Raw genomic sequence first — 19,347 nt, forward strand, 5'->3', positions numbered from 1 at the left:
TGTCGCGATCCGGACACGGTGCGACGTCCCCGGAGGTGTGAAGGGGCGGTGAAACGGAACGTTTACGTCCGAGGAACGCTTGTCACACCCGCGTAACACGGCGACACCGCGGGGGAAACCCGCCCGCACCACCGTAGTCCCCGACCGGCCGCCCGGCTGGCGAGGGGAGATGATCCGATGGAGTGGGACACCGGGGCAACCGCGTGGATGCTGACCTCAGCATCCCTCGTGCTCCTGATGACGCCCGGACTGGCGTTCTTCTACGGCGGCATGGTCCGCGCCAAGTCCGTGCTGAACATGATGATGATGTCGTTCGGCGCGATGGCCGTCGTGGGCGTCGTCTACGTGCTGTGGGGCTGGTCGATGTCCTACGGCGAGGCCGGGACGGGCGGCCTCGTCGCCAGCCCGTTCGCCCAGTTCGGCCTCTCGGGGGCGATCACCGACGCCGACGGCAGCGCCGTGGCGAGCACGCTCGGCAACTACCCGAACGTGGTGGACATCGCGTTCCAGGTGACGTTCGCGATCATCACGGTCGCGCTCATCTCGGGTGCGCTGGCCGACCGCGTGAAGTTCGGCACCTGGCTCACCTTCACGGCGATCTGGGTCACCGTCACCTACTTCCCGCTCGCCCACATGGTCTGGGGCGGCGGCTTCCTCTCGGGCAACGAGAACGGCCTCGCGGCACGCGTCTTCGGGGTGACGGACGGCGCCGCCACGGTCGCGCCGATCGACTTCGCGGGCGGCACGGTCGTCCACATCAACGCCGGTGTCGCGGCCCTCGTGCTCGCGATCCTCATCGGCAAGCGCAAGGGCTTCGGCAAGGAGCCGATGCGCCCGCACAACCTGCCGTTCGTCATGCTCGGCGCGGCCCTCCTGTGGTTCGGCTGGTTCGGGTTCAACGCGGGCTCGGCCTTCGGGGCGAACGAGACCGCCGGCCTCGCGTGGGTCAACACGACGAGCGCCACCGCGGCGGGCATCATCGGGTGGCTCCTCACGGAGAAGATCCGCGACGGCCACGCGACGTCGCTCGGTGCGGCCTCCGGCGTCGTGGCGGGCCTCGTCGCGATCACCCCGGCCGCGGGCGCCCTCAACCCCGTGACGTCGATCGTCCTGGGCCTCGTCGCCGGCGCGCTCTCCGCGCTCGCGGTCGGTCTCAAGTACCGCTTCGGCTACGACGACTCGCTCGACGTCGTCGGCGTCCACCTGGTCTCGGGCCTCTGGGGTACCGTCGCGATCGGCTTCCTCGCCACCGACACGGGCCTCTTCTTCGGCGGCGGCGCGCAGCAGCTCGTCGTGCAGATCCTCATCGCCCTCGTCGCCATCGTGTTCTCGGCGGCCACGACGCTCGTCATCGGCCTGATCCTCAAGGCCACGATGGGCTGGCGGGTCAGCGAGGACGCCGAGGTCGGCGGCATCGACCTCGCGGTCCACGGCGAGACGGCGTACGAGTCCATCCAGCAGGGCAGCGTCATCAAGGAGGTGCGGGCATGAAGCTCGTCACGGGAATCATCCAGCCGCACCGGCTCGACGACGTGAAGTCGGGGCTCGAGGCCGCGGGCGTGCGGGGCATGACGGTCAGCGAGGCCAGCGGCTACGGGCGCCAGAAGGGCCACACCGAGGTCTACCGCGGTGCGGAGTACACGGTCGACCTGGTGCCCAAGGTCCGCGTCGAGGTCCTCGTCGACGACGCCGACGCGACCGCGGTCACCGAGGTGATCGTCAAGGCGGCGCAGACCGGCAAGATCGGCGACGGCAAGGTCTGGACGGTCCCGGTGGACGACGTCGCCCGCGTGCGCACGGGCGAGCACGGCCCCGGCGCCCTGTGAGGCGACGGGCCATCGGATGACCGACCACGCCGACACCCCGACCACGGGCGGGGTCGCAGGGGGATCGGCGGGGCGCCTCGGGCAGCAGCCGGGCGAGCACGACGCGGAGGTCCCGCACCCCGACGGGGTGCGGGACCTCCGCGCGCGGATGCTCGACGTCGCGCGGTCCAGGAGCGGCCCCGGCCGCAGCGGGGTCGCGCGCCGGGCCGCCGTCGTCGACCTCGTGACCTCGTCCCTGCAGGGCCTGTGGCGCGAGGCGACCGACGGCGTCGCGCCGGACGGCATCGCGCTCGCCGCGGTGGGCAGCCTGGGCCGGGGCGACATGGGGCCCGCGAGCGACCTCGACCTCGTCCTGGTCCACGACGGGCGCAGCCACACGGCGGACGACGTCGCCCGCGTCGCCGAGCGCCTGTGGTACCCGCTCTGGGACGCCGGGGTCGACCTCGACCACTCCGTGCGCTCGCTCTCGCAGTGCCGCCAGGTGGCGTCCAAGGACGTGCCCGCGGCCGTCGGCTGGCTCGACGTGCGTGCCGTGGCCGGCGACGCGGTCGTCGTGCACCGGGCGTCGTCCGCCGTCCTCACCGACTGGCGCTCCGCGTCGCGCCGCCGCCTGCCCGACCTGCTCGCGTCCACGCGCGAGCGCGCCGAGCGGTCGGGCGAGCTGGCCTACCTCATCGAGCCCGACCTCAAGGAGTCGCGCGGGGGCATCCGGGACGCCGTCGTGCTCTCGGCCCTGGCCGCGACGTGGCTCACGGACCGCCCTCACGGGTCGGTCGACCGCGCGCACGCGCACCTGCTCGACGTACGGGACACCCTGCAGGTCGTCACGGGGCGGCACACGAGCCGGCTCCTGCTGGCCGACCTCGACGAGGTCGCCGCGCTGTCCGGCTTCGACGACCCCGACGAGCTGCTCGCGAGCCTCGCGGCGGCGGGCCGTGAGGTCTCCTACGCGCTCGACACCACGGTCCGGCGCGCCCGCCAGGCGCTCCAGCGGCCGTCGGTCACGCGGCGTCCGGTGCTCGTCCGGGGCCGTCGGACGGCGCCCCGCCTGCGGTCCGTCGGCGACGGGCTCGTCGAGCACGACGGCGAGCTCGTGCTCGCCGTGGACGCCCACCCCGCGTCCGACCCGCTCCTGTCCCTGCGCGCCGCCGCCACCGCCGCGCGGACGGGCCTCACGCTCTCGCCGGTCTCCGTCGCGAGCCTCGCCCAGTGCCCGCCCCTGCCCGAGCCGTGGCCGCGTGCCGCGCGCGCCGCGTTCCTCTCCCTCCTCGGGTCGGGGCAGGCCCAGGTGGCCGTGTGGGAGGCGCTCGACCTGGCCGGGGTCGTGACCACGTGGATCCCCGAGTGGGCGGGCGTGCGGAACCGCCCGCAGCGCGCCGCCGTGCACCGGCACACCGTCGACCGGCACCTCGTGGAGGTCGTCGCGCGTGCCGCGCGCGTCCGCAAGGACGTCGAGCGACCGGAGCTGCTCCTGCTGTCCGCGGTGCTGCACGACATCGGCAAGCGTGCGGGAGCCGTCGACCACTCGGTCGAGGGCGCGCGCCTCGTGCCCGCGATCCTCGGCCGGATGGGGTTCGAGCCGGACGTCGTGTCCGACGTCGAGCGGCTCGTGCGCCACCACCTGACGCTGTCCCGCCTCGCCGTGAGCGAGGACCCCGACGACCCGGCGACGGTGGCCGAGCTCGCCGCCGCCGTCGACCACCGCGCCGACCTGCTCGAGGTGCTGCGGGCGCTCACCGAGGCCGACGCGTCCTCGCTCGGCCCGAGCGCGTGGACCGCCTGGCGTGCTCGCCTCGTCGACGACCTCGTGGGGGAGACGCTCCGGGTGCTGCGGGCTGTGCCGAGAGACGTGCCGGGAGAACCGGACGCCGCCGGGTAGGCTGGTCCCTCGCGGACGGCGCGTCCTCTGCCAGCCCGCGCCCGACCTCGGGCGACGGCGGGCGGGAGCGCCGACGCGGACGAGACTTCCGACGACTGGTGAGGATGACGCGGTGTTCAACACGCTGTCGGACCGACTGACTTCGACCTTCAAGAACCTGCGTGCGAAGGGCCGGCTGTCCGAGGCGGACATCGACGCGACGATCCGGGAGATCCGGCGCGCGCTGCTCGACGCCGACGTCGCGGTCCCCGTCGTGCGCGAGTTCAGCGCGACCGTGCGCGAGCGCGCGCTCTCGGCCGAGGTCTCGGGCGCGCTCAACCCGGCGCAGCAGGTCGTCAAGATCGTCAACGAGGAGCTCGTCGGCATCCTCGGCGGTGAGAGCCGCGGGCTGCGCTTCTCCAAGACGCCCCCGACCGTCATCATGCTCGCGGGCCTCCAGGGTGCGGGAAAGACGACCCTGGCCGGGAAGCTGGCCCTGCACCTGCGCGAGCAGGGGCACACGCCGCTCCTCGTCGCCGCCGACCTCCAGCGCCCGAACGCCGTCACCCAGCTCTCGGTCGTCGCCGAGCGCGCGGGGGTGCCCGTGTTCGCGCCGCACCCCGGCAACCAGAGCGGCGTCGAGGTCGACGACGTGATCGGCGACCCGGTCGCCGTCGCGCGCGAGGGCGTCGAGACGGCGCGGCAGCGTCAGCACGACGTCGTCATCGTCGACACCGCGGGCCGCCTCGGCCTGGACGCCGTGCTCATGCAGCAGGCGTCGGACATCCGCGACGCCGTGCAGCCCGACGAGGTCCTGTTCGTCATCGACGCGATGATCGGTCAGGACGCCGTCGCGACCGCGAAGGCGTTCGAGGAGGGCGTCGACTTCACGGGCGTCGTGCTCACCAAGCTCGACGGCGACGCGCGCGGCGGTGCCGCGCTGTCCGTGCGCGGCGTCACCGGGCGCCCGATCCTCTTCGCCTCGACCGGCGAGAAGCTCACCGACTTCGAGGCGTTCCACCCGGACCGCATGGCGTCGCGCATCCTCGACATGGGCGACGTCCTCACGCTCATCGAGCAGGCCGAGAAGGCGTTCGACGCCGAGCAGGCCGCGAAGATGGCGGAGAAGGTCGCCACGGGACAGGACTTCACGCTCGCGGACTTCCTGGTGCAGATGCAGCAGATGAAGAACATGGGCTCGATGAAGAAGATGCTCGGGATGCTCCCGGGCATGGGCCAGATGCGCGAGGCGCTCGACAACTTCGACGAGCGCGAGGTCGACCGCATCGAGGCGATCATCCGCTCGATGACCCCCGCGGAGCGCGACAACCCGAAGATCATCAACGGGTCGCGCCGCGCGCGCATCGCGCGCGGGTCCGGCGTGACGACCAGCGACGTCAACCAGCTCCTCGAGCGGTTCGCCGGGGCGCAGAAGATGATGCGGCAGATGAGCCGGGGCGGCGGCATGCCGGGGATGCCGGGCATGGGCAACCTGCCGGGCATGGGCGGCAAGAAGGCTCGCGGTCGCCAGGCGCCGCAGCGCAAGGTCAAGGGCAAGTCGGGCAACCCGGCGAAGCGCGCCGCGCAGGAGCGCGCGGCCGCCGCCCGCGCGGCGGGCGAGACCCCCGGACCGTCCGCGCCCGCCGGGTCGGCGTTCGGCGTCGGCAGCCCCGCCGAGCCGGCCCGGACGACGCCCGACGACCTCCAGCTCCCGCCCGGGTTCGAGAAGCTGCTCGGCCGCTGACCGACCGCCGCGCCCGGGCGCCGCGTCGTGTCCCGGGTGCGTCCCGCAGCCGCCTGGTCGCCAGGTGGCGCTAGGTTATGTCCGTGGCACCCGTCCGGTGCCTCCCGGGCCCGCGAACCGGGCCGACCGTCCTGACCGTCCTCACCCAGGAGCCGCATGTCCGCGCTGGAAGGCCCCACGCTGCACGTCCGCGGCCACGTCATCGTCGGCGACGACCGCGAGGTGGGCGACCTGTGGGTCAAGGACGGACGGATCAGCCTCACGCGGCCGTCCGCCCAGGGCACCAACATGGTGGAGCTCGAGGGCTGGGCCCTGCCCGGCCTCGTCGACGTGCACTGCCACGTCGGCCTGGGGGCGCAGGGCGCGGTCGACGCGGCGACGGCGCAGGACCAGGCCGTCACGGACCGCGACAGCGGCGTCCTCCTCGTGCGCGACGCCGGCTCGCCGCTCGACACGCGGTGGGTCCACGGGCGGCGCGACCTGCCGCGGCTCGTGCGGGCCGGGCGTCACCTCGCGCGTCCCAAGCGCTACCTGCGGCACTACGGGCTCGAGCTCGACGACGTCGCGCAGCTCCCCGAGGCCGTCCGCCGCGAGGCGCGCCAGGGCGACGGCTGGGTGAAGATCGTCGGTGACTGGATCGACCGCGACCTCGGGTCCGAGGGCGACCTGCGACCGCTGTGGCCCGACGACGTCCTCGCGGAGGCCGTCGCGGCCGCGCACGCCGAGGCCGCGCGCGTCACCGTGCACGCGTTCTCGGAGGAGGTGATCCCGTCGCTGCTCGCCGCCGGCGTCGACGGGATCGAGCACGGCACGGGGATCGACCCGGACCTGATGTACGAGATCTCCGAGCGGGGGATCGCCGTCACGCCGACGCTGCTGCAGGTCGGGCAGTTCGAGGCGATCGCCCGGCAGGCCGACGGGAAGTACCCGGTGTTCGCGGCGCGCATGCGACGGCTCCACGAGCGACGGTACGAGCAGGCCCGGGCACTGTACGAGGCGGGCATCCAGATCCTCGTGGGGACCGACGCGGGCGGGACGATCGGGCACGGTCGCCTCGCGGACGAGTGCGCCGAGCTCGTGGCCGCCGGCATCCCCGACGCGGCGGTCGTCGCGGCGGCGAGCTGGCAGGGCCGGGAGTACCTCGGCTACACGTCGCTCGTCGAGGGCGCGTCGGCGGACTTCGTCGTGTACCCGCAGGACCCGCGCGAGGACGTCGGCGTCCTGCGCGCCCCGACCGCCGTCGTGCTGCGCGGCGAGATCGTCGCCCCGCACGCCGGCTGAGAGGTTCGCGCGCAGGTTGGTCCCGGCCGGTCCGGTCTGGCACAATGTCCCGGTACTCGGCGTGCCCCGGCCCCTCTCTCCGGCGCGTGCCGTGTCCTGAACCCCTTCCTCGTCCTGTCCCCACGGGACGGGTCCGGGTTCGCCCGAACCAGAACCAGGAGAGACCACCACTGTGGCCGTCAAGATTCGTCTGAAGCGTCTCGGCAAGATCCGTGCGCCGTACTACCGTGTCGTCGTCGCGGACTCGCGCACCAAGCGCGACGGTCGCGTGATCGAGGAGATCGGCAAGTACCACCCGACCGAGGAGCCCTCGTTCATCGAGATCACCTCGGACCGCGCCCAGTACTGGCTCGGCGTCGGCGCGCAGCCGACCGAGCAGGTGCTCGCGCTCCTCAAGATCACGGGCGACTGGCAGAAGTTCAAGGGCCTGCCCGGGGCCGAGGGCACGCTCAAGGTCAAGGGCGAGAAGGTCGACCCGGCCGCCGCGATCGAGGCCGCCGCCGCCGACGCGGAGAAGGTCAAGGCCAAGGCCGCCGAGAAGAAGGCCGAGGCTCCGGCCGAGGAGCCCGCCGACGCGGCCGACGAGGCCGCTGCCGACGAGCAGGCCTGATGATCGCCGAGGCGCTCGAGCACCTCGTGCGCGGCATCGTGGACAACCCGGACGACGTCCGGGTGAACGCGAAGACGCTGCGTCGCGGTGACCTGCTCGAGGTCCGGGTGCACCCGGACGACCTCGGCCGCGTGATCGGTCGTGGCGGGCGCACCGCCCGTGCCCTGCGCACGGTGATCGGCGCGCTCGCGACCGACGGGCCGGTCCGCGTCGACGTCGTGGACGTCGACCGCCGCTGAGGCCCGCACCATCGTGCCCCGTGAGGGGCCACGGGCTAGGCCCGGCCCGCCGACCGGCGGGCCGGGCCTTCCTGTACCCGCTGCGAGACCCGGTGCCGACCCGGCACCACCCCGACCAGGACCACCGGAGGAGTGACGACCATGGAGCTGACCGTCGCGCGCGTCGGCAAGGCGCACGGACTGCGTGGCGAGGTCGTGCTCGACCTGCGCACCGACGAGCCCGAGGAGCGCCTCGCGGTGGGCGAGCGCCTGGAGACGCGTCCCGCTGCGTCGGGCCCGCTGACCGTGGCGACCGTGCGGGTGCACCAGGGACGCTGGCTCGTCGGGTTCGAGGGGGTCCGCGACCGCACGGCCGCGGAAGCCCTCCGTGGCGTCGAGCTCGTCGTCGAGGTCGAGGCGTCCGACGAGGAGGACGCGTGGTACCCGCACGAGCTCGTCGGGCTCCGCGCGGAGGACCCGGACGGCCGGACGCTCGGACGCATCGACGGCCTCGAGCACCTGCCCGCGCACGACGTCCTCGTGCTCCGCGAGACGGGAGGGGCCCGCACGCTCGTCCCGTTCGTCCGGCAGATCGTCCCGCTCGTCGACGTGGCGGGCGGGCGGGTCGTGCTCGACCCGCCGGGCGGGCTGCTCGCGTCGGACGCGGACCGGCTCGAGGTCGCGGCGCCGGACGGCGCCGACACGTCGGGCTCCACCGCGAGCGAGACCGACGACCGGCACGACGGCGAGGCCTGACGTGCGGATCGACGTCGTCACGATCTTCCCCGACTACCTCGCCGCGCTCGACCTGTCGCTCGTCGGCAAGGCGCGCGCCGCGGGGATCCTCGACCTGCGCGTGCACGACCTGCGGGACTGGACGTCCGACCGGCACCGCACCGTCGACGACACGCCGTTCGGCGGCGGGGCGGGCATGGTCATGCGGCCCGACGTGTGGGGCCGCGCGATCGACGACGTGGCGGGCCTCTCGGCGGGGACGCCGGACGCGGCGGGCGCGGTGCACCTGGTCGTGCCGACGCCGTCGGGCGAGACCTTCACGCAGCGCACGGCGGAGGCGCTCGCGACCGAGGAGCACCTCGTCGTCGCCTGCGGACGCTACGAGGGGATCGACGCGCGCGTCGCCGAGCACTACCGGTCGGCCGGGATGCGGGTCAGCGAGCTGTCGATCGGCGACTACGTCCTCAACGGGGGAGAGGTCGCCGCGCTCGTCATGGTCGAGGCGGTCGGGCGGCTGCTGCCGGGCGTCGTTGGCAACCCCGAGTCGCTGGTCGAGGAGTCGCACGGCGCCGCGGGCCTGCTCGAGTACCCCGTGTACACGAAGCCGCCCGCCTGGGGCGACCTCGAGGTGCCCGACGTGCTCCTGTCGGGTCATCACGCGCGAATCCATCGCTGGCGCCGCGACCAGGCCCTGCGCCGGACCGCCGCGCGACGGCCGGACATGGTGCGTGCGCTGGCCGTCGACGGGCTCGACCGGCACGACCTGGAGGTCCTCGCGGAGGTGGGGTGGGCCGTCGTCGACGGTCGCCTCGTGCCCGCCGCGCACGGCGCTCCCTGAGGTCGCGTCGACTCCGCGAGACGCCGGCTGCCGGCAACCCCCCGGGTGTGGCAGAATGGTCGATCGGTGTGTGCCGCCCCGGAACCTCTGCCACAGGGGAGCCCGCGCCCGGATCCTCGGGCGGACTGGCACGACGGACGACGACCGCGAGGTGGTCGACCGTCCACGCGCAGCACGGCACACCCCAACCGACAGACGACGACGGCCCGGCGCGCCCGGGCCACGAGCACGCGTCCGACCTGTGGCGGACGAGGAGAAGCACATGCACACGCTGGACAGCGTCGACGCAGCATCGCTGCGCAGCGACGTCCCGGAGTTCCGCCCCGGCGACACGCTCAAGGTCAACGTCAAGGTCGTCGAGGGCACGCGCTCCCGCGTCCAGGCGTTCCAGGGCGTCGTGATCGCCCGTCAGGGCAGCGGGATCCGTGAGACGTTCACGGTCCGCAAGATCAGCTTCGGCGTGGGTGTCGAGCGCACGTTCCCCGTGCACTCGCCGTCCATCGACTCGGTCGAGGTCGTGACGCGCGGTGACGTGCGTCGCGCCAAGCTGTACTACCTGCGCGCGCTCCGCGGCAAGAAGGCGAAGATCAAGGAGAAGCGCGACACCGCGCCTGCTCGCTGATCGGCTGCCGGCAGGCCGTCGACGGACCGTCGACAGACGGCCGACACGCGCTGCCGCTCCGCTCGTCCGACGGCGGCCGTCCCCTCGGGACGGCCGCCGTCGTCGTCCCCGGACCCGCGGTCCGATGGCCGGTCCGTTTCTCGGAAGTCGCCGGAAGGTGGCATTGTGAACGCGTGACCGACAGCGCCCCGCCCCGCGGCCCGCAGCCCGACGCCGGCACCGAGCGCGCGGCGCTCGGTCCCGAGGACGACGGGGCGGGCCCGCACGGCCAGCACCTCGCCGCCGACGGGGCGGGCGGCTCGTCGCGCGGCTCGCGCGAGCGCCCGGCCCGGAAGTCGTCGTTGCTGCGCGAGACGGCCATCATCGTGGTCAGCGCGCTCGTGCTGTCGCTGATCATCAAGACGTTCCTCGTGCAGGCGTTCTTCATCCCGAGCGCGTCCATGGAGGACACGCTGGTCGAGGGCGACCGGGTGATGGTGTCCCGGCTCGTGCCGGGTGCGTTCGACGTGCACCGCGGAGACATCGTGGTGTTCAAGGACCCGGGCGGGTGGCTGCCGCCGCCGGTGCCGCAGGCCGAGAGCCCGGTGTCGGAGGCGCTGCGCGCGGCGCTGACCTTCGTCGGCCTGCTGCCGCAGGACACGGGCGAGCACCTCATCAAGCGGGTGATCGGCACGCCGGGCGACCACGTGGTGTGCTGCGACGCCGAGGGGCGCGTGAGCGTCAACGGCGTCTCGATCGACGAGACGTACATCAAGCCCGGCTCGATCCCCAGCCAGGACCCGTTCGACCGGACCGTGCCCGAGGACATGCTGTTCGTCATGGGCGACAACCGGCAGAACTCGGCGGACTCGCGCTACAACACGGGCAAGCCCGGCGGCGGGTTCGTGCCGATGGGCAACGTGGTCGGGATGGCGTTCGTCAAGGTCTGGCCGCTCTCCCATCTCGGCCTGCTGCGCAACCCCGGTGACGTGTTCGCCGACGTGCCCGAGGTGGAGCCGTGACGCTCGACGCCGTCGCGCCTCCCGCCGTTCCCGCGCCCGCCGCGGCGCCCGTCGCTCCGCCGCCGGCGGCACCCTCGCGCGGGCGCCGCGCGCCCGCGCGGCGTCGTCCGGACCTGCGCCAGGAGCGCGCGATGCTGCGCGACGGCGCCCGGCTCGTCGCCGGCATGGACGAGGTCGGCCGCGGCGCGCTCGCGGGCCCGGTCTCGGTGGGCGTCGTGGTCGTCGACCTCGCCACGAAGCCGTGCCCGCCCGGTCTCACCGACTCCAAGCTCCTCACCGCGGCCGCGCGCGAGGCCCTCGTGCCGCTCGCGCGCTCGTGGTCGGTCGCGTGGGCCGTGGGCCACGCCGGTCCGGCCGAGATCGACGCGCACGGCATCGTCGGTGCGTTGCGCCTCGCGGGCCGCCGCGCGCTCGCCCAGGTGCGCCGCACGGTCGGCGACGTCGACGCGGTCCTCCTGGACGGCAAGCACGACTGGCTCAGCCGCCCCTCGGCGGTCGACCTCTTCGAGGCGTTCGACCTCGACCCGCACGACGACGAGCGGATCGTCGACCCGCGCGTGCGCACGCTGGTCAAGGCCGACCTCCAGTGCGCCTCCGTCGCCGCGGCGAGCGTGCTCGCGAAGACCGAGCGCGACGGTCTCATGACCAGCCTCGCGCGGCAGTACCCGGCCTTCGGGTGGGACCAGAACAAGGGCTACGGCGCGGCGGCCCACGTCGAGGCTCTGCGCGAGCACGGCCCGACGCCGCAGCACCGCCGGTCCTGGCGCCTGCCCGAGCGCGGGGACGAGGGTCTCGGCGCCCCCGCGTACGGCGAGCCCGTGGACGTCCTCGAGCTCGACCCCGACGCCGGGCTGCCCACGAGCTGAGGCGGGCGCGGAGCGCTCGATGGTCCATGATGGAGGCGTGAGCGCCGAAGACCTCGAGAACTACGAGACCGAGATGGAGCTCGCGCTGTACCGCGAGTACCGCGACGTGGTGGGCCTGTTCTCGTACGTGGTGGAGACCGAACGCCGCTTCTACCTGGCGAACCAGGTGGACCTCCAGGTGCGTTCCGCCGCGGGCGAGGTGTACTTCGAGCTGCGGCTCGCGGACGCGTGGGTGTGGGACGTGTACCGGTCGGCGCGGTTCGTGAAGTCGGTCCGGGTGGTGACCTTCAAGGACGTCAACGTCGAGGAGCTCGCGAAGGCGGAGCTCCAGCTCTGACCACGGTCGTGGCCGTCCACACGGCCGCTTCCTGAGGGTCCCGTCCACAGGCGGTCGCGGGTCGCTGGCGCCGCGTCCTCCCCGTCGCCCACGGTGGGCGGCGGAGGTGAGCCCCATGGGAGCGAAGGACGCCGTCGGGCGGTACGGGGAGAGGGTGGCCGCGGCCCACTTGGTCGAGGCCGGCTGGACCGTGCTCGACCGCAACTGGCGCGGGACGCGCGGCGAGCTCGACGTCGTCGCGCTGGACGGTGACGTGCTGGTCGCCGTCGAGGTGAAGACGCGTCGCGGCACCGGGTTCGGGCACCCTGCCCAGGCCGTGACGCCCGCGAAGCTCGGTCGCCTGCGCCGGCTCACGGGGGAGTGGCTCGCGACCCACGACGTGCGCGCACGGTCGGTCCGCATCGACGTCGTCGCCGTGCTCGTGGCGCGCGCGGGCGCGGCGCAGGTGGAGCACCTCGTCGGGGTGAGCGCCTGATGGGTCTGGGGACGACCCGCGCTGTCGCGCTCGTCGGGCTGTCGGGCCACGTCGTCGAGGTGCAGGCGCACCTGGCTGCCTCGGTGCCCGGCTTCGTGCTCGTCGGGCTCCCGGACGCGGCGCTCAGCGAGTCGCGCGACCGCGTGCGTGCGGCGGTCACCTCGTCGGGCATCCCGTGGCCCCAGCGCAAGGTCACGATCAACCTCTCGCCCGCGGCGCTCCCCAAGTCCGGCACGGGCTTCGACCTCGCGATCGCGGTCGCGCTGCTCGCGGGAGCCCAGGTCGTCCCGCTGCGCGCCGTGGAGGACGTCGTGCACCTCGGGGAGCTCGGCCTCGACGGCCGCCTGCAGCCCGTGCGCGGCGTCCTGCCCGCGGTGGCCGCGGCCGTCGCCGCCGGGTTCCCCGACGTCGTCGTGCCCGCGGCGGACGCCGAGGAGGCCCGGCTGGTGCCGGGAGCGCACGTCGTGGGGGCCACGACCCTCGCCGACGTCGCCCGGTTCCACGGGGCGTCGCTCGACGACCCGGGCGGTGCCGCGCCACCGGTCGTGGTGCCCCGTCCGGCCGCCGCGCGGCCGCAGCCGGGCGACCTCGCGGACGTCGTCGGGCAGCACGAGGCTCGGCACGCGCTCGAGGTCGCCGCGGCGGGCGGGCACCACCTGCTGCTGGTCGGTGCGCCGGGCGCGGGCAAGACGATGCTCGCGTCACGGCTGCCCGGGATCCTGCCCGACCTCACGGAGGGAGAGGCCGTCGAGGTGACCGCCGTCCACTCGGTGGCCGGGGTGTTCGACCCGGGCTCCGGGCTCGTCCGCCGCCCGCCGTACGAGGACCCCCACCACACGGCCACCCCGGCGGCGATCGTCGGGGGCGGCAGCGGCCTGCCCCGGCCCGGTGCCGCGTCGCGCGCGCACCGCGGGGTCCTCTTCCTGGACGAGGCACCGGAGTTCGGGGCGCGCGTGCTGCAGACCCTGCGGCAGCCGCTCGAGCACGGCGAGCTCGTGATCCACCGGGCCGGGGGGACGGCGCGCTACCCCGCGCGCTTCCAGCTCGTCCTGGCGGCGAACCCGTGCCCGTGCGGCAAGGGCGTCGGGAAGGGGCTCGAGTGCACGTGCTCGCCCGTCGCGCAGCGCCGCTACTTCGGCCGGCTCTCCGGTCCGCTGCTCGACCGGGTCGACGTCCAGGTCGAGGTCCGTCCCGTCACCCGGGTCGAGCGCGCGGACGCCGGGCGGCCGGAGCCGAGCGCGGCGGTCGCGCGACGGGTCGCCGCCGCCCGGGAGACGGCGTCAGCGCGCCTGGCCGGGACGCCGTGGCGGACGAACGCCGAGGTGCCCGGCACGTGGCTGCGCGACCGGCTGGGGCCCGACCCCGGCCTGCTGACGGACGTCGACGCCGCGCTCGACCGCGGCACGCTGAGCCTGCGCGGCGCGGACCGTGTGCTGCGCCTCGCCTGGACGGTCGCCGACCTCGCCGGGCACGCCGCACCCACGCGCGCCGACGTCGGGGCCGGGCTCGCGCTCCGGACGCGGGGCTACCGTGGCTGAGCGCCGGGCCGCCCCGACGGCTCCCGTGCGGCCGGTCTTCGACGTCGCCGACGACCGGCTCGCGCGGGCGGCGTGGTCGCGCCTGGCGGAGCCCGGGGACGAGGTCGCGGTCGCGTTCGTCGAGCAGCTCGGGGCCCCGGGCGCGCTGGCCTGGCTCGTCGAGGCGGTGAACGACCCGGCGCAGGCCCGCCGCGAGCTCGTCCGGCTCGCGGAGGTCGCCGACGACGGCGGGTCGGGGCTGGGGCCGCTGCTCGGAGGGGCCGGGCCGGGCACCGCGGCAGCCGGCGACGACCGGCCCGCGCCCGGTCGCGACCCGCGGAGCGGGCCCGTCGCGCGGCTCCTGCGCGCCGTCGCGCGCTGGGCACCGCGGCTGGAGGGCCTCGACCCACGCCGCGAGCTCCACGTGCTCGACCGGCTCGACGGCTCCCTCGTCGTCCCGGGCGACCCGGGCTGGCCGACGCCCCTCGACGACCTGGGTCCGGGCCGTCCGCTCGCGCTCTGGGTCCGTGGCTCGGACGGCCTGGCGGCGCTGGCGGCGCGATCCGTCGCGGTCGTCGGGGCACGCGCGTGCACGGACTACGGGCGCCACGTGACCGGGGAGATCGCGTCCGGTCTCGCGGCGCGCGGGTTCACGGTCGTCTCGGGCGGTGCCTACGGCATCGACGCCGCGGCCCACCGCGCGGCGCTCGTGTCCGGCGGCCCGACGGTCGCGTTCCTCGCGGGCGGGGTGGACCGGCTGTACCCCGTCGGCAACACGGAGCTCCTCCGGGCCGTCGTCGGGACCGGAGGCGCCGTCGTGTCGGAGGTGCCGCCGGGCTCCGTGCCCAGCCGGGTCCGCTTCCTGCTGCGCAACCGGCTCATCGCGGCGTTCGCGGGCGCGACCGTGGTCGTGGAGGCGGCCTGGCGCTCGGGATCGCTCAGCACGGCGGTCCGGGCCGCCGAGCTCTCGCGGCCCGTCGGCGCCGTCCCCGGACCCGTGACCTCGATGGCGTCGACCGGCTGCCACCGGCTCCTGCGCGACGGTGCCGCCGTGTGCGTCACCGACGCCGACGAGGTGGCGGAGCTGGCCGGAGCGCTGGCACGGGACGCGGCGCCGGCAGCACCGGCCGCGGGGACGCGCAGGGCGCCCCGCGACGCCGTGTACGACGGGCTCGACGCCGTCGAGACCCGGACGTGGGACGCCCTGCCGCTGCGGTCAGGGGTGCCGACGGACGCCGTCGCGCGGTCGGCGGGGCTCGCCGTCCCCGAGACCGTCGGTGCCCTCGGCCGGCTCGAGATCCGCGGCCTGGCCGAGCGGACGTCCGGCGGCTGGCGGCGCGTGCGCGCGGTCTGACCCCGGAGAGCACACCGGACGGCGCGTCTCCGGAAGGGCACCCGGACGGAGCGCCTCCGCGAGGCGCGCAGGCGCACGCGCCAGACTGGTCGCGTGACCCCGTCCGACCTCCCCGACGACCCGGCGGCCGAGCAGGGCGCCGACCGGGCGCCCGCGTCGGCCGACGCGCTGCCGGCGGCCCTGCGCGCGGCGCTCGCGGACTTCGCCGTGCACCTCGAGCTCGCCCAGGGGTCGTCCGCGCACACGGTGCGCGCGTACACGGGCGACGTCGAGTCGCTGCTGGGTCATGCGGCACGCCACGGCGCGGCGTCGCCGAGCGACGTCGACCTCGCCGCCCTGCGCGCATGGCTGACGGAGCAGTCGGAACGCGGGCTCGCCCGCGCGACGCTCGCGCGCCGGGGCGCCGCCGCGCGCGCGTTCTTCGACTGGGCGCGGCGGACCGGTCGCGTCGCGGCGGACCCGGCGGCACGGCTCGCGAGCCCGCGCGTCCCGCGCACCCTGCCGACCGTGCTCACGGCCGACGCGGCCGGTCGCATGCTCGACTGCGCGCGGGAGGCGGCCGCGTCGGGCGAGCCGGCCCGGCTGCGCGAGTGGGCCGCCGCGGAGCTCCTCTACGGGGCCGGCATCCGCGTGGGCGAGCTCGCGGGGATCGACGTGGACGACGTGGACCTGTCGCAGCGGGTCGTCCGGGTGCTCGGCAAGGGCGACAAGGAGCGCGTCGTCCCGTTCGGCGTCCCGGCGGCGCGGGCCGTGACCCGCTGGCTGGACGCGGGTCGGCCGGCGCTCGTGACGGAGCGGTCGGGTGCGGCGCTCCTCGTCGGGGACCGGGGCGGTCGGTGGGGGCAGCGACAGGTGCGCGACGCGGTGCACCGGCTCGCGCAGGCGGCCGGGGTCGACGACGTCGCTCCGCACGACCTGCGGCACAGCGCCGCGACGCACCTCCTCGCGGGCGGCTCGGACCTGCGCAGCGTCCAGGAGATCCTCGGGCACTCCTCGCTCGCGACGACGCAGCGCTACACCCACGTGACGGCCGAGCGGCTCCGCAGCTCGTTCGAGCAGGCCTTCCCACGCGCCTGAGGCTCCGGACGCGCGGGTCCTCCGGTCACGGCTCTCCGAGCGGGAGGAGCACGATCGGCGGCCGCTCGCCGAGCAGCGCGAGCGGGTCGACGTAGCGCTCGCCCCGCCGCACGCCCCAGTGCACGCAGGTGGCCGCGCAGTGGCTCGCGATGGCCCCGCCGCCTCCCGGCCCTTGCACGGTCCCGAGGACGCTCCCTGCGGCGACACGCGTCCCCCGCGGTGCCACGGCGGTGACCGGCTCGAGCGACGTGCGCAGGCCGTCGTCGTGCGTCACGACGACCACGTCGCGCCCGGCGACCGGGCCGGTGAACGTGACGACCCCCGGTGCCGGGGCCAGGACGCTCTCCCCGGTGCCCGCGGCGAGGTCGACGCCCCGGTGGCCGGGCAGCCAGTCGTGCAGCGGCGGGTCGAACGGCACGAGCACGCCGAGCGCGTCGGGCGCGCGGTCGAGCGGCGGCACCCAGCCGGGGGAGGCGCCGGCGGGGGCGTCCAGGGGCTTGCCCGGGGCGGCGGGCGGCGGCGGGGCCAGGACGAGCAGGAGCGCGGTCAGCGCGAGGGCCACCGCACGTCGTCGGACGGTCGCAGGGGTACGGTCGGGAGCCATCGCGCCAGGGTGCCCGACGCGGGCCGTGGCCGGGCGGCGGGAGCCGGCGGCCTGTGGACAGCGGGTCGCGACGGCGCCCGGGACCGGCGGCTGTGGTCGGCCCTCCCGTCGGGTAGACTTGCCGCTGCGACCGGCGCGTTCGCCGTGCCCGGCCCGAGGTGCTCACCTCGGCCGAGGACGGGGCCGGTCGACTTCGCGCGTCACGTCCTCGCCCATGCTCCCGGCCCCGCCGGACCGGGCGGGGCCGCGTCCGGCGTCGGTCCTGCCCGCACCGTCCACGGTGCGTCGCAGGCGTCGGCACGGGTGGCGCCAGGGGTGCGACCACCAGGGTCGTCACCGACAACCGCACCGCGGCCCGTCCTCCGGGAGGGGTCGCCAGAAGCGTGCGCGCACCGGGTGGATCCCGGGCCGCACGGCGAAAGGACGTGTCATGGCCGTCGTGACCATGCGCCAGCTCCTCGAGAGCGGTGTCCACTTCGGGCACCAGACCCGCCGTTGGAACCCGAAGATGAAGCGCTTCATCTTCACGGAGCGCAACGGCATCTACATCGTCGACCTCCAGCAGTCGCTGTCGTACATCGACCGCGCGTACGAGTTCGTCAAGGAGACCGTCGCGCACGGCGGCTCCATCCTCTTCGTCGGCACCAAGAAGCAGGCCCAGGAGCCCGTGGCCGAGCAGGCCGCGCGCGTCGGGATGCCCTACGTGAACCACCGCTGGCTCGGCGGCATGCTCACCAACTTCACCACGGTGCACAAGCGTCTCCAGCGCCTCAAGGAGCTCGAGGAGATCGACTTCGACGACGTCGCCGGCTCGTCGCTCACCAAGAAGGAGCTCCTCGTCCTGCGTCGCGAGAAGGACAAGCTCGCCCGCACGCTCGGCGGCATCCGCGACATGGCGAAGGTCCCCTCCGCCGTGTGGATCGTCGACACGAACAAGGAGCACCTCGCGGTCGACGAGGCGCGCAAGCTCCACATCCCGATCGTCGCGATCCTGGACACCAACTGCGACCCCGACGTCGTGGACTACAAGATCCCGGGCAACGACGACGCGATCCGCTCCGTGACGCTGCTCACGCGCGTCATCGCGGACGCGGTCGCCGAGGGTCTGCTCCAGCGCCACTCCGGCCGTTCCGGTGCCGAGGCCGAGGCAGGCGCCGAGGCCGAGCCGCTGGCCGAGTGGGAGCGCGAGCTCCTCGCCGGTGCCGAGAAGCAGCTCGCGGCCGACGAGACCGCCGCCGAGGCGAACGTCGAGGCCGCCGCGGCCGAGGAGGTCGCCGAGGCCGCTGCCGAGGTCGCCGCCGAGGAGCCGGGCGACGCCGCTGCCGAGGTCGTGGCCGAGGCTGCTGCCGAGGTCGCCGCCGTCGCCGACGCGGAGGCCGTGGTCGCCGACGCCGAGGCCGACGAGACCAAGTGACGTCCCGGGGTGCGCGGCGGTCGCCCGCCGCGCACCCCGTGCCGTCCCACCGGCGCACCGGGCACCGGCGCGGTGCCCCTGCACGTACCCGTGACGAAGAACCCGTGACGAACCACGAGTGAGGAACCACCATGGCGAACTACACCGCCGCTGACATCAAGGCCCTGCGCGAGCGCACCGGCGCCGGCATGCTCGACGTCAAGAAGGCTCTGGACGAGGCGGACGGCGACGCGGAGAAGGCGCTCGAGATCATCCGCGTCAAGGGTCTGAAGGGCGTCGCCAAGCGCGAGGGCCGCTCGACCTCCGAGGGCCTCATCGCCGTCGACATCCGCGACACCGAGGGTGGCCAGGTCGCGACGCTCATCGAGCTCAACTCCGAGACGGACTTCGTCGCCAAGAACGACACGTTCATCTCGCTCGCGGACCGCGTCCTCAAGGCCGCTGCCGAGGCCGGCGCGCGCGACGCCGACGCGGCCCTCGCCGCGGACTCGGACGGCGAGACCGTCCAGGAGGTCATCGACAACCAGGCCGCGACGCTCGGCGAGAAGATCGTCCTGCGCCGCGTGACCCGCGTCGCCGGCGAGCGCGTCACGGCGTACCTGCACCGCACGGCGCGTGACCTGCCGCCGTCGATCGGCGTCGTCGTCGCCACGGACGCCGCGGGCGAGGCCGTCGCGAAGGACGTCGCGCAGCACGTCGCCGCGATGTCCCCGACGTACCTGTCGCGCGACGAGGTCCCGGCCGAGACGGTCGAGAACGAGCGTCGCATCGCCGAGGAGACCTCGCGCAACGAGGGCAAGCCCGAGGCCGCGCTGCCGAAGATCGTCGAGGGTCGTCTCAACGGCTACTTCAAGGACGTCGTCCTCGTCGACCAGCCGCTCGCGAAGGACCCGAAGAAGACGGTCGGCCAGGTCGTCTCCGAGGTCGGTGGCACCATCACCGAGTTCGTGCGGTACCGCGTCGGCGCCTG

The 19,347-nt window shown here is 74.9% G+C and carries 20 protein-coding genes; 19 read left to right on the forward strand and 1 reads right to left on the reverse strand.

The features are described 5' to 3' along the window. Positions 1-177: 177 nt before the first annotated feature. The 17 genes from ABWU78_RS05360 to ABWU78_RS05440 all read left to right on the forward strand — a co-directional run bounded on the left by ABWU78_RS05360 (position 178) and on the right by ABWU78_RS05440 (position 16,359). Entirely contained in the window at positions 178-1,491 is a 1,314-nt protein-coding gene (locus ABWU78_RS05360) for an ammonium transporter (protein WP_253051267.1), read from the forward strand. Then, positions 1,488-1,826, forward strand: a complete 339-nt coding sequence (locus tag ABWU78_RS05365) for a P-II family nitrogen regulator (RefSeq protein WP_253051268.1) — start codon at positions 1,488-1,490, stop codon at positions 1,824-1,826. Before ABWU78_RS05360 ends, ABWU78_RS05365 begins: the two co-directional genes overlap by 4 nt. A 16-nt stretch (positions 1,827-1,842) precedes the next feature. Next, the gene (locus tag ABWU78_RS05370) at positions 1,843-3,705 is read left to right on the forward strand and encodes a [protein-PII] uridylyltransferase (RefSeq protein ID WP_439157771.1); all 1,863 of its coding nucleotides are present in this window, start codon (positions 1,843-1,845) and stop codon (positions 3,703-3,705) included. Between the two features lie 112 nt (positions 3,706-3,817). Continuing rightward, the gene (gene ffh, locus ABWU78_RS05375) at positions 3,818-5,428 is read left to right on the forward strand and encodes a signal recognition particle protein (RefSeq protein ID WP_353708118.1); all 1,611 of its coding nucleotides are present in this window, start codon (positions 3,818-3,820) and stop codon (positions 5,426-5,428) included. Positions 5,429-5,584: 156 nt separating this feature from the next. After that, positions 5,585-6,709, forward strand: a complete 1,125-nt coding sequence (locus tag ABWU78_RS05380; protein WP_253051271.1) for an amidohydrolase family protein — start codon at positions 5,585-5,587, stop codon at positions 6,707-6,709. 172 nt (positions 6,710-6,881) lie between these two features. Next, positions 6,882-7,319 carry a 30S ribosomal protein S16 gene (rpsP, locus tag ABWU78_RS05385; RefSeq protein WP_253051272.1) on the forward strand — a complete coding sequence of 146 codons (438 nt, stop codon included), beginning with the start codon at positions 6,882-6,884 and terminating at the stop codon, positions 7,317-7,319. Further along, positions 7,319-7,558, forward strand: a complete 240-nt coding sequence (locus ABWU78_RS05390) for an RNA-binding protein (protein ID WP_024840519.1) — start codon at positions 7,319-7,321, stop codon at positions 7,556-7,558. Before rpsP ends, ABWU78_RS05390 begins: the two co-directional genes overlap by 1 nt. A gap of 141 nt (positions 7,559-7,699) precedes the next feature. Then, the gene (gene rimM, locus ABWU78_RS05395; RefSeq protein WP_439157772.1) at positions 7,700-8,293 is read left to right on the forward strand and encodes a ribosome maturation factor RimM; all 594 of its coding nucleotides are present in this window, start codon (positions 7,700-7,702) and stop codon (positions 8,291-8,293) included. Position 8,294: 1 nt separating this feature from the next. Then, positions 8,295-9,110 carry a tRNA (guanosine(37)-N1)-methyltransferase TrmD gene (gene trmD, locus ABWU78_RS05400; RefSeq protein ID WP_439157773.1) on the forward strand — a complete coding sequence of 272 codons (816 nt, stop codon included), beginning with the start codon at positions 8,295-8,297 and terminating at the stop codon, positions 9,108-9,110. A gap of 262 nt (positions 9,111-9,372) precedes the next feature. Further along, on the forward strand, positions 9,373-9,732 hold the full coding sequence (rplS, locus tag ABWU78_RS05405) for a 50S ribosomal protein L19 (protein ID WP_253051275.1): 360 nt from the start codon (positions 9,373-9,375) through the stop codon (positions 9,730-9,732). Positions 9,733-9,905: 173 nt separating this feature from the next. After that, positions 9,906-10,733 (forward strand): signal peptidase I, encoded by an 828-nt coding sequence (gene lepB, locus ABWU78_RS05410; protein WP_439157774.1) that lies wholly within the window; start codon positions 9,906-9,908, stop codon positions 10,731-10,733. Between the two features lie 131 nt (positions 10,734-10,864). Then, positions 10,865-11,599, forward strand: a complete 735-nt coding sequence (locus ABWU78_RS05415) for a ribonuclease HII (RefSeq protein WP_353709603.1) — start codon at positions 10,865-10,867, stop codon at positions 11,597-11,599. A 37-nt stretch (positions 11,600-11,636) separates the two neighbouring features. After that, on the forward strand, positions 11,637-11,936 hold the full coding sequence (locus ABWU78_RS05420) for a DUF2469 domain-containing protein (protein WP_024840525.1): 300 nt from the start codon (positions 11,637-11,639) through the stop codon (positions 11,934-11,936). 115 nt (positions 11,937-12,051) lie between these two features. After that, positions 12,052-12,411 (forward strand): YraN family protein, encoded by a 360-nt coding sequence (locus ABWU78_RS05425; RefSeq protein ID WP_253051277.1) that lies wholly within the window; start codon positions 12,052-12,054, stop codon positions 12,409-12,411. Next, positions 12,411-13,949 (forward strand): YifB family Mg chelatase-like AAA ATPase, encoded by a 1,539-nt coding sequence (locus ABWU78_RS05430; RefSeq protein ID WP_353708122.1) that lies wholly within the window; start codon positions 12,411-12,413, stop codon positions 13,947-13,949. The genes ABWU78_RS05425 and ABWU78_RS05430 overlap by 1 nt, the downstream gene beginning before the upstream one ends. Further along, positions 13,942-15,282 (forward strand): DNA-processing protein DprA, encoded by a 1,341-nt coding sequence (gene dprA / locus ABWU78_RS05435; protein WP_439157775.1) that lies wholly within the window; start codon positions 13,942-13,944, stop codon positions 15,280-15,282. Before ABWU78_RS05430 ends, dprA begins: the two co-directional genes overlap by 8 nt. Before the next feature lie 168 nt (positions 15,283-15,450). Further along, positions 15,451-16,359, forward strand: coding sequence for a tyrosine recombinase XerC (locus ABWU78_RS05440; RefSeq protein WP_353709604.1), 909 nt, complete (start codon positions 15,451-15,453; stop codon positions 16,357-16,359). Positions 16,360-16,384: 25 nt separating this feature from the next. Here ABWU78_RS05440 and ABWU78_RS05445 read toward each other — a convergent pair whose 3' ends face one another. Next, complete coding sequence (locus tag ABWU78_RS05445; protein ID WP_353708124.1) at positions 16,385-16,963, reverse strand: M23 family metallopeptidase; 579 nt, start codon at positions 16,961-16,963, stop codon at positions 16,385-16,387. A gap of 430 nt (positions 16,964-17,393) precedes the next feature. Here ABWU78_RS05445 and rpsB point away from each other — a divergent pair, with 430 nt between their 5' ends. Beyond that, the gene (gene rpsB / locus ABWU78_RS05450; protein ID WP_253051281.1) at positions 17,394-18,377 is read left to right on the forward strand and encodes a 30S ribosomal protein S2; all 984 of its coding nucleotides are present in this window, start codon (positions 17,394-17,396) and stop codon (positions 18,375-18,377) included. A 131-nt stretch (positions 18,378-18,508) separates the two neighbouring features. Beyond that, on the forward strand, positions 18,509-19,347 hold an 839-nt coding region (gene tsf, locus ABWU78_RS05455), incomplete at its 3' end, for a translation elongation factor Ts (RefSeq protein ID WP_253051282.1).

The organism is Cellulosimicrobium sp. CpK407, assembly GCF_051844275.1.
Taxonomy (GTDB): Bacteria; Actinomycetota; Actinomycetes; order Actinomycetales; family Cellulomonadaceae; genus Cellulosimicrobium; species Cellulosimicrobium cellulans_G.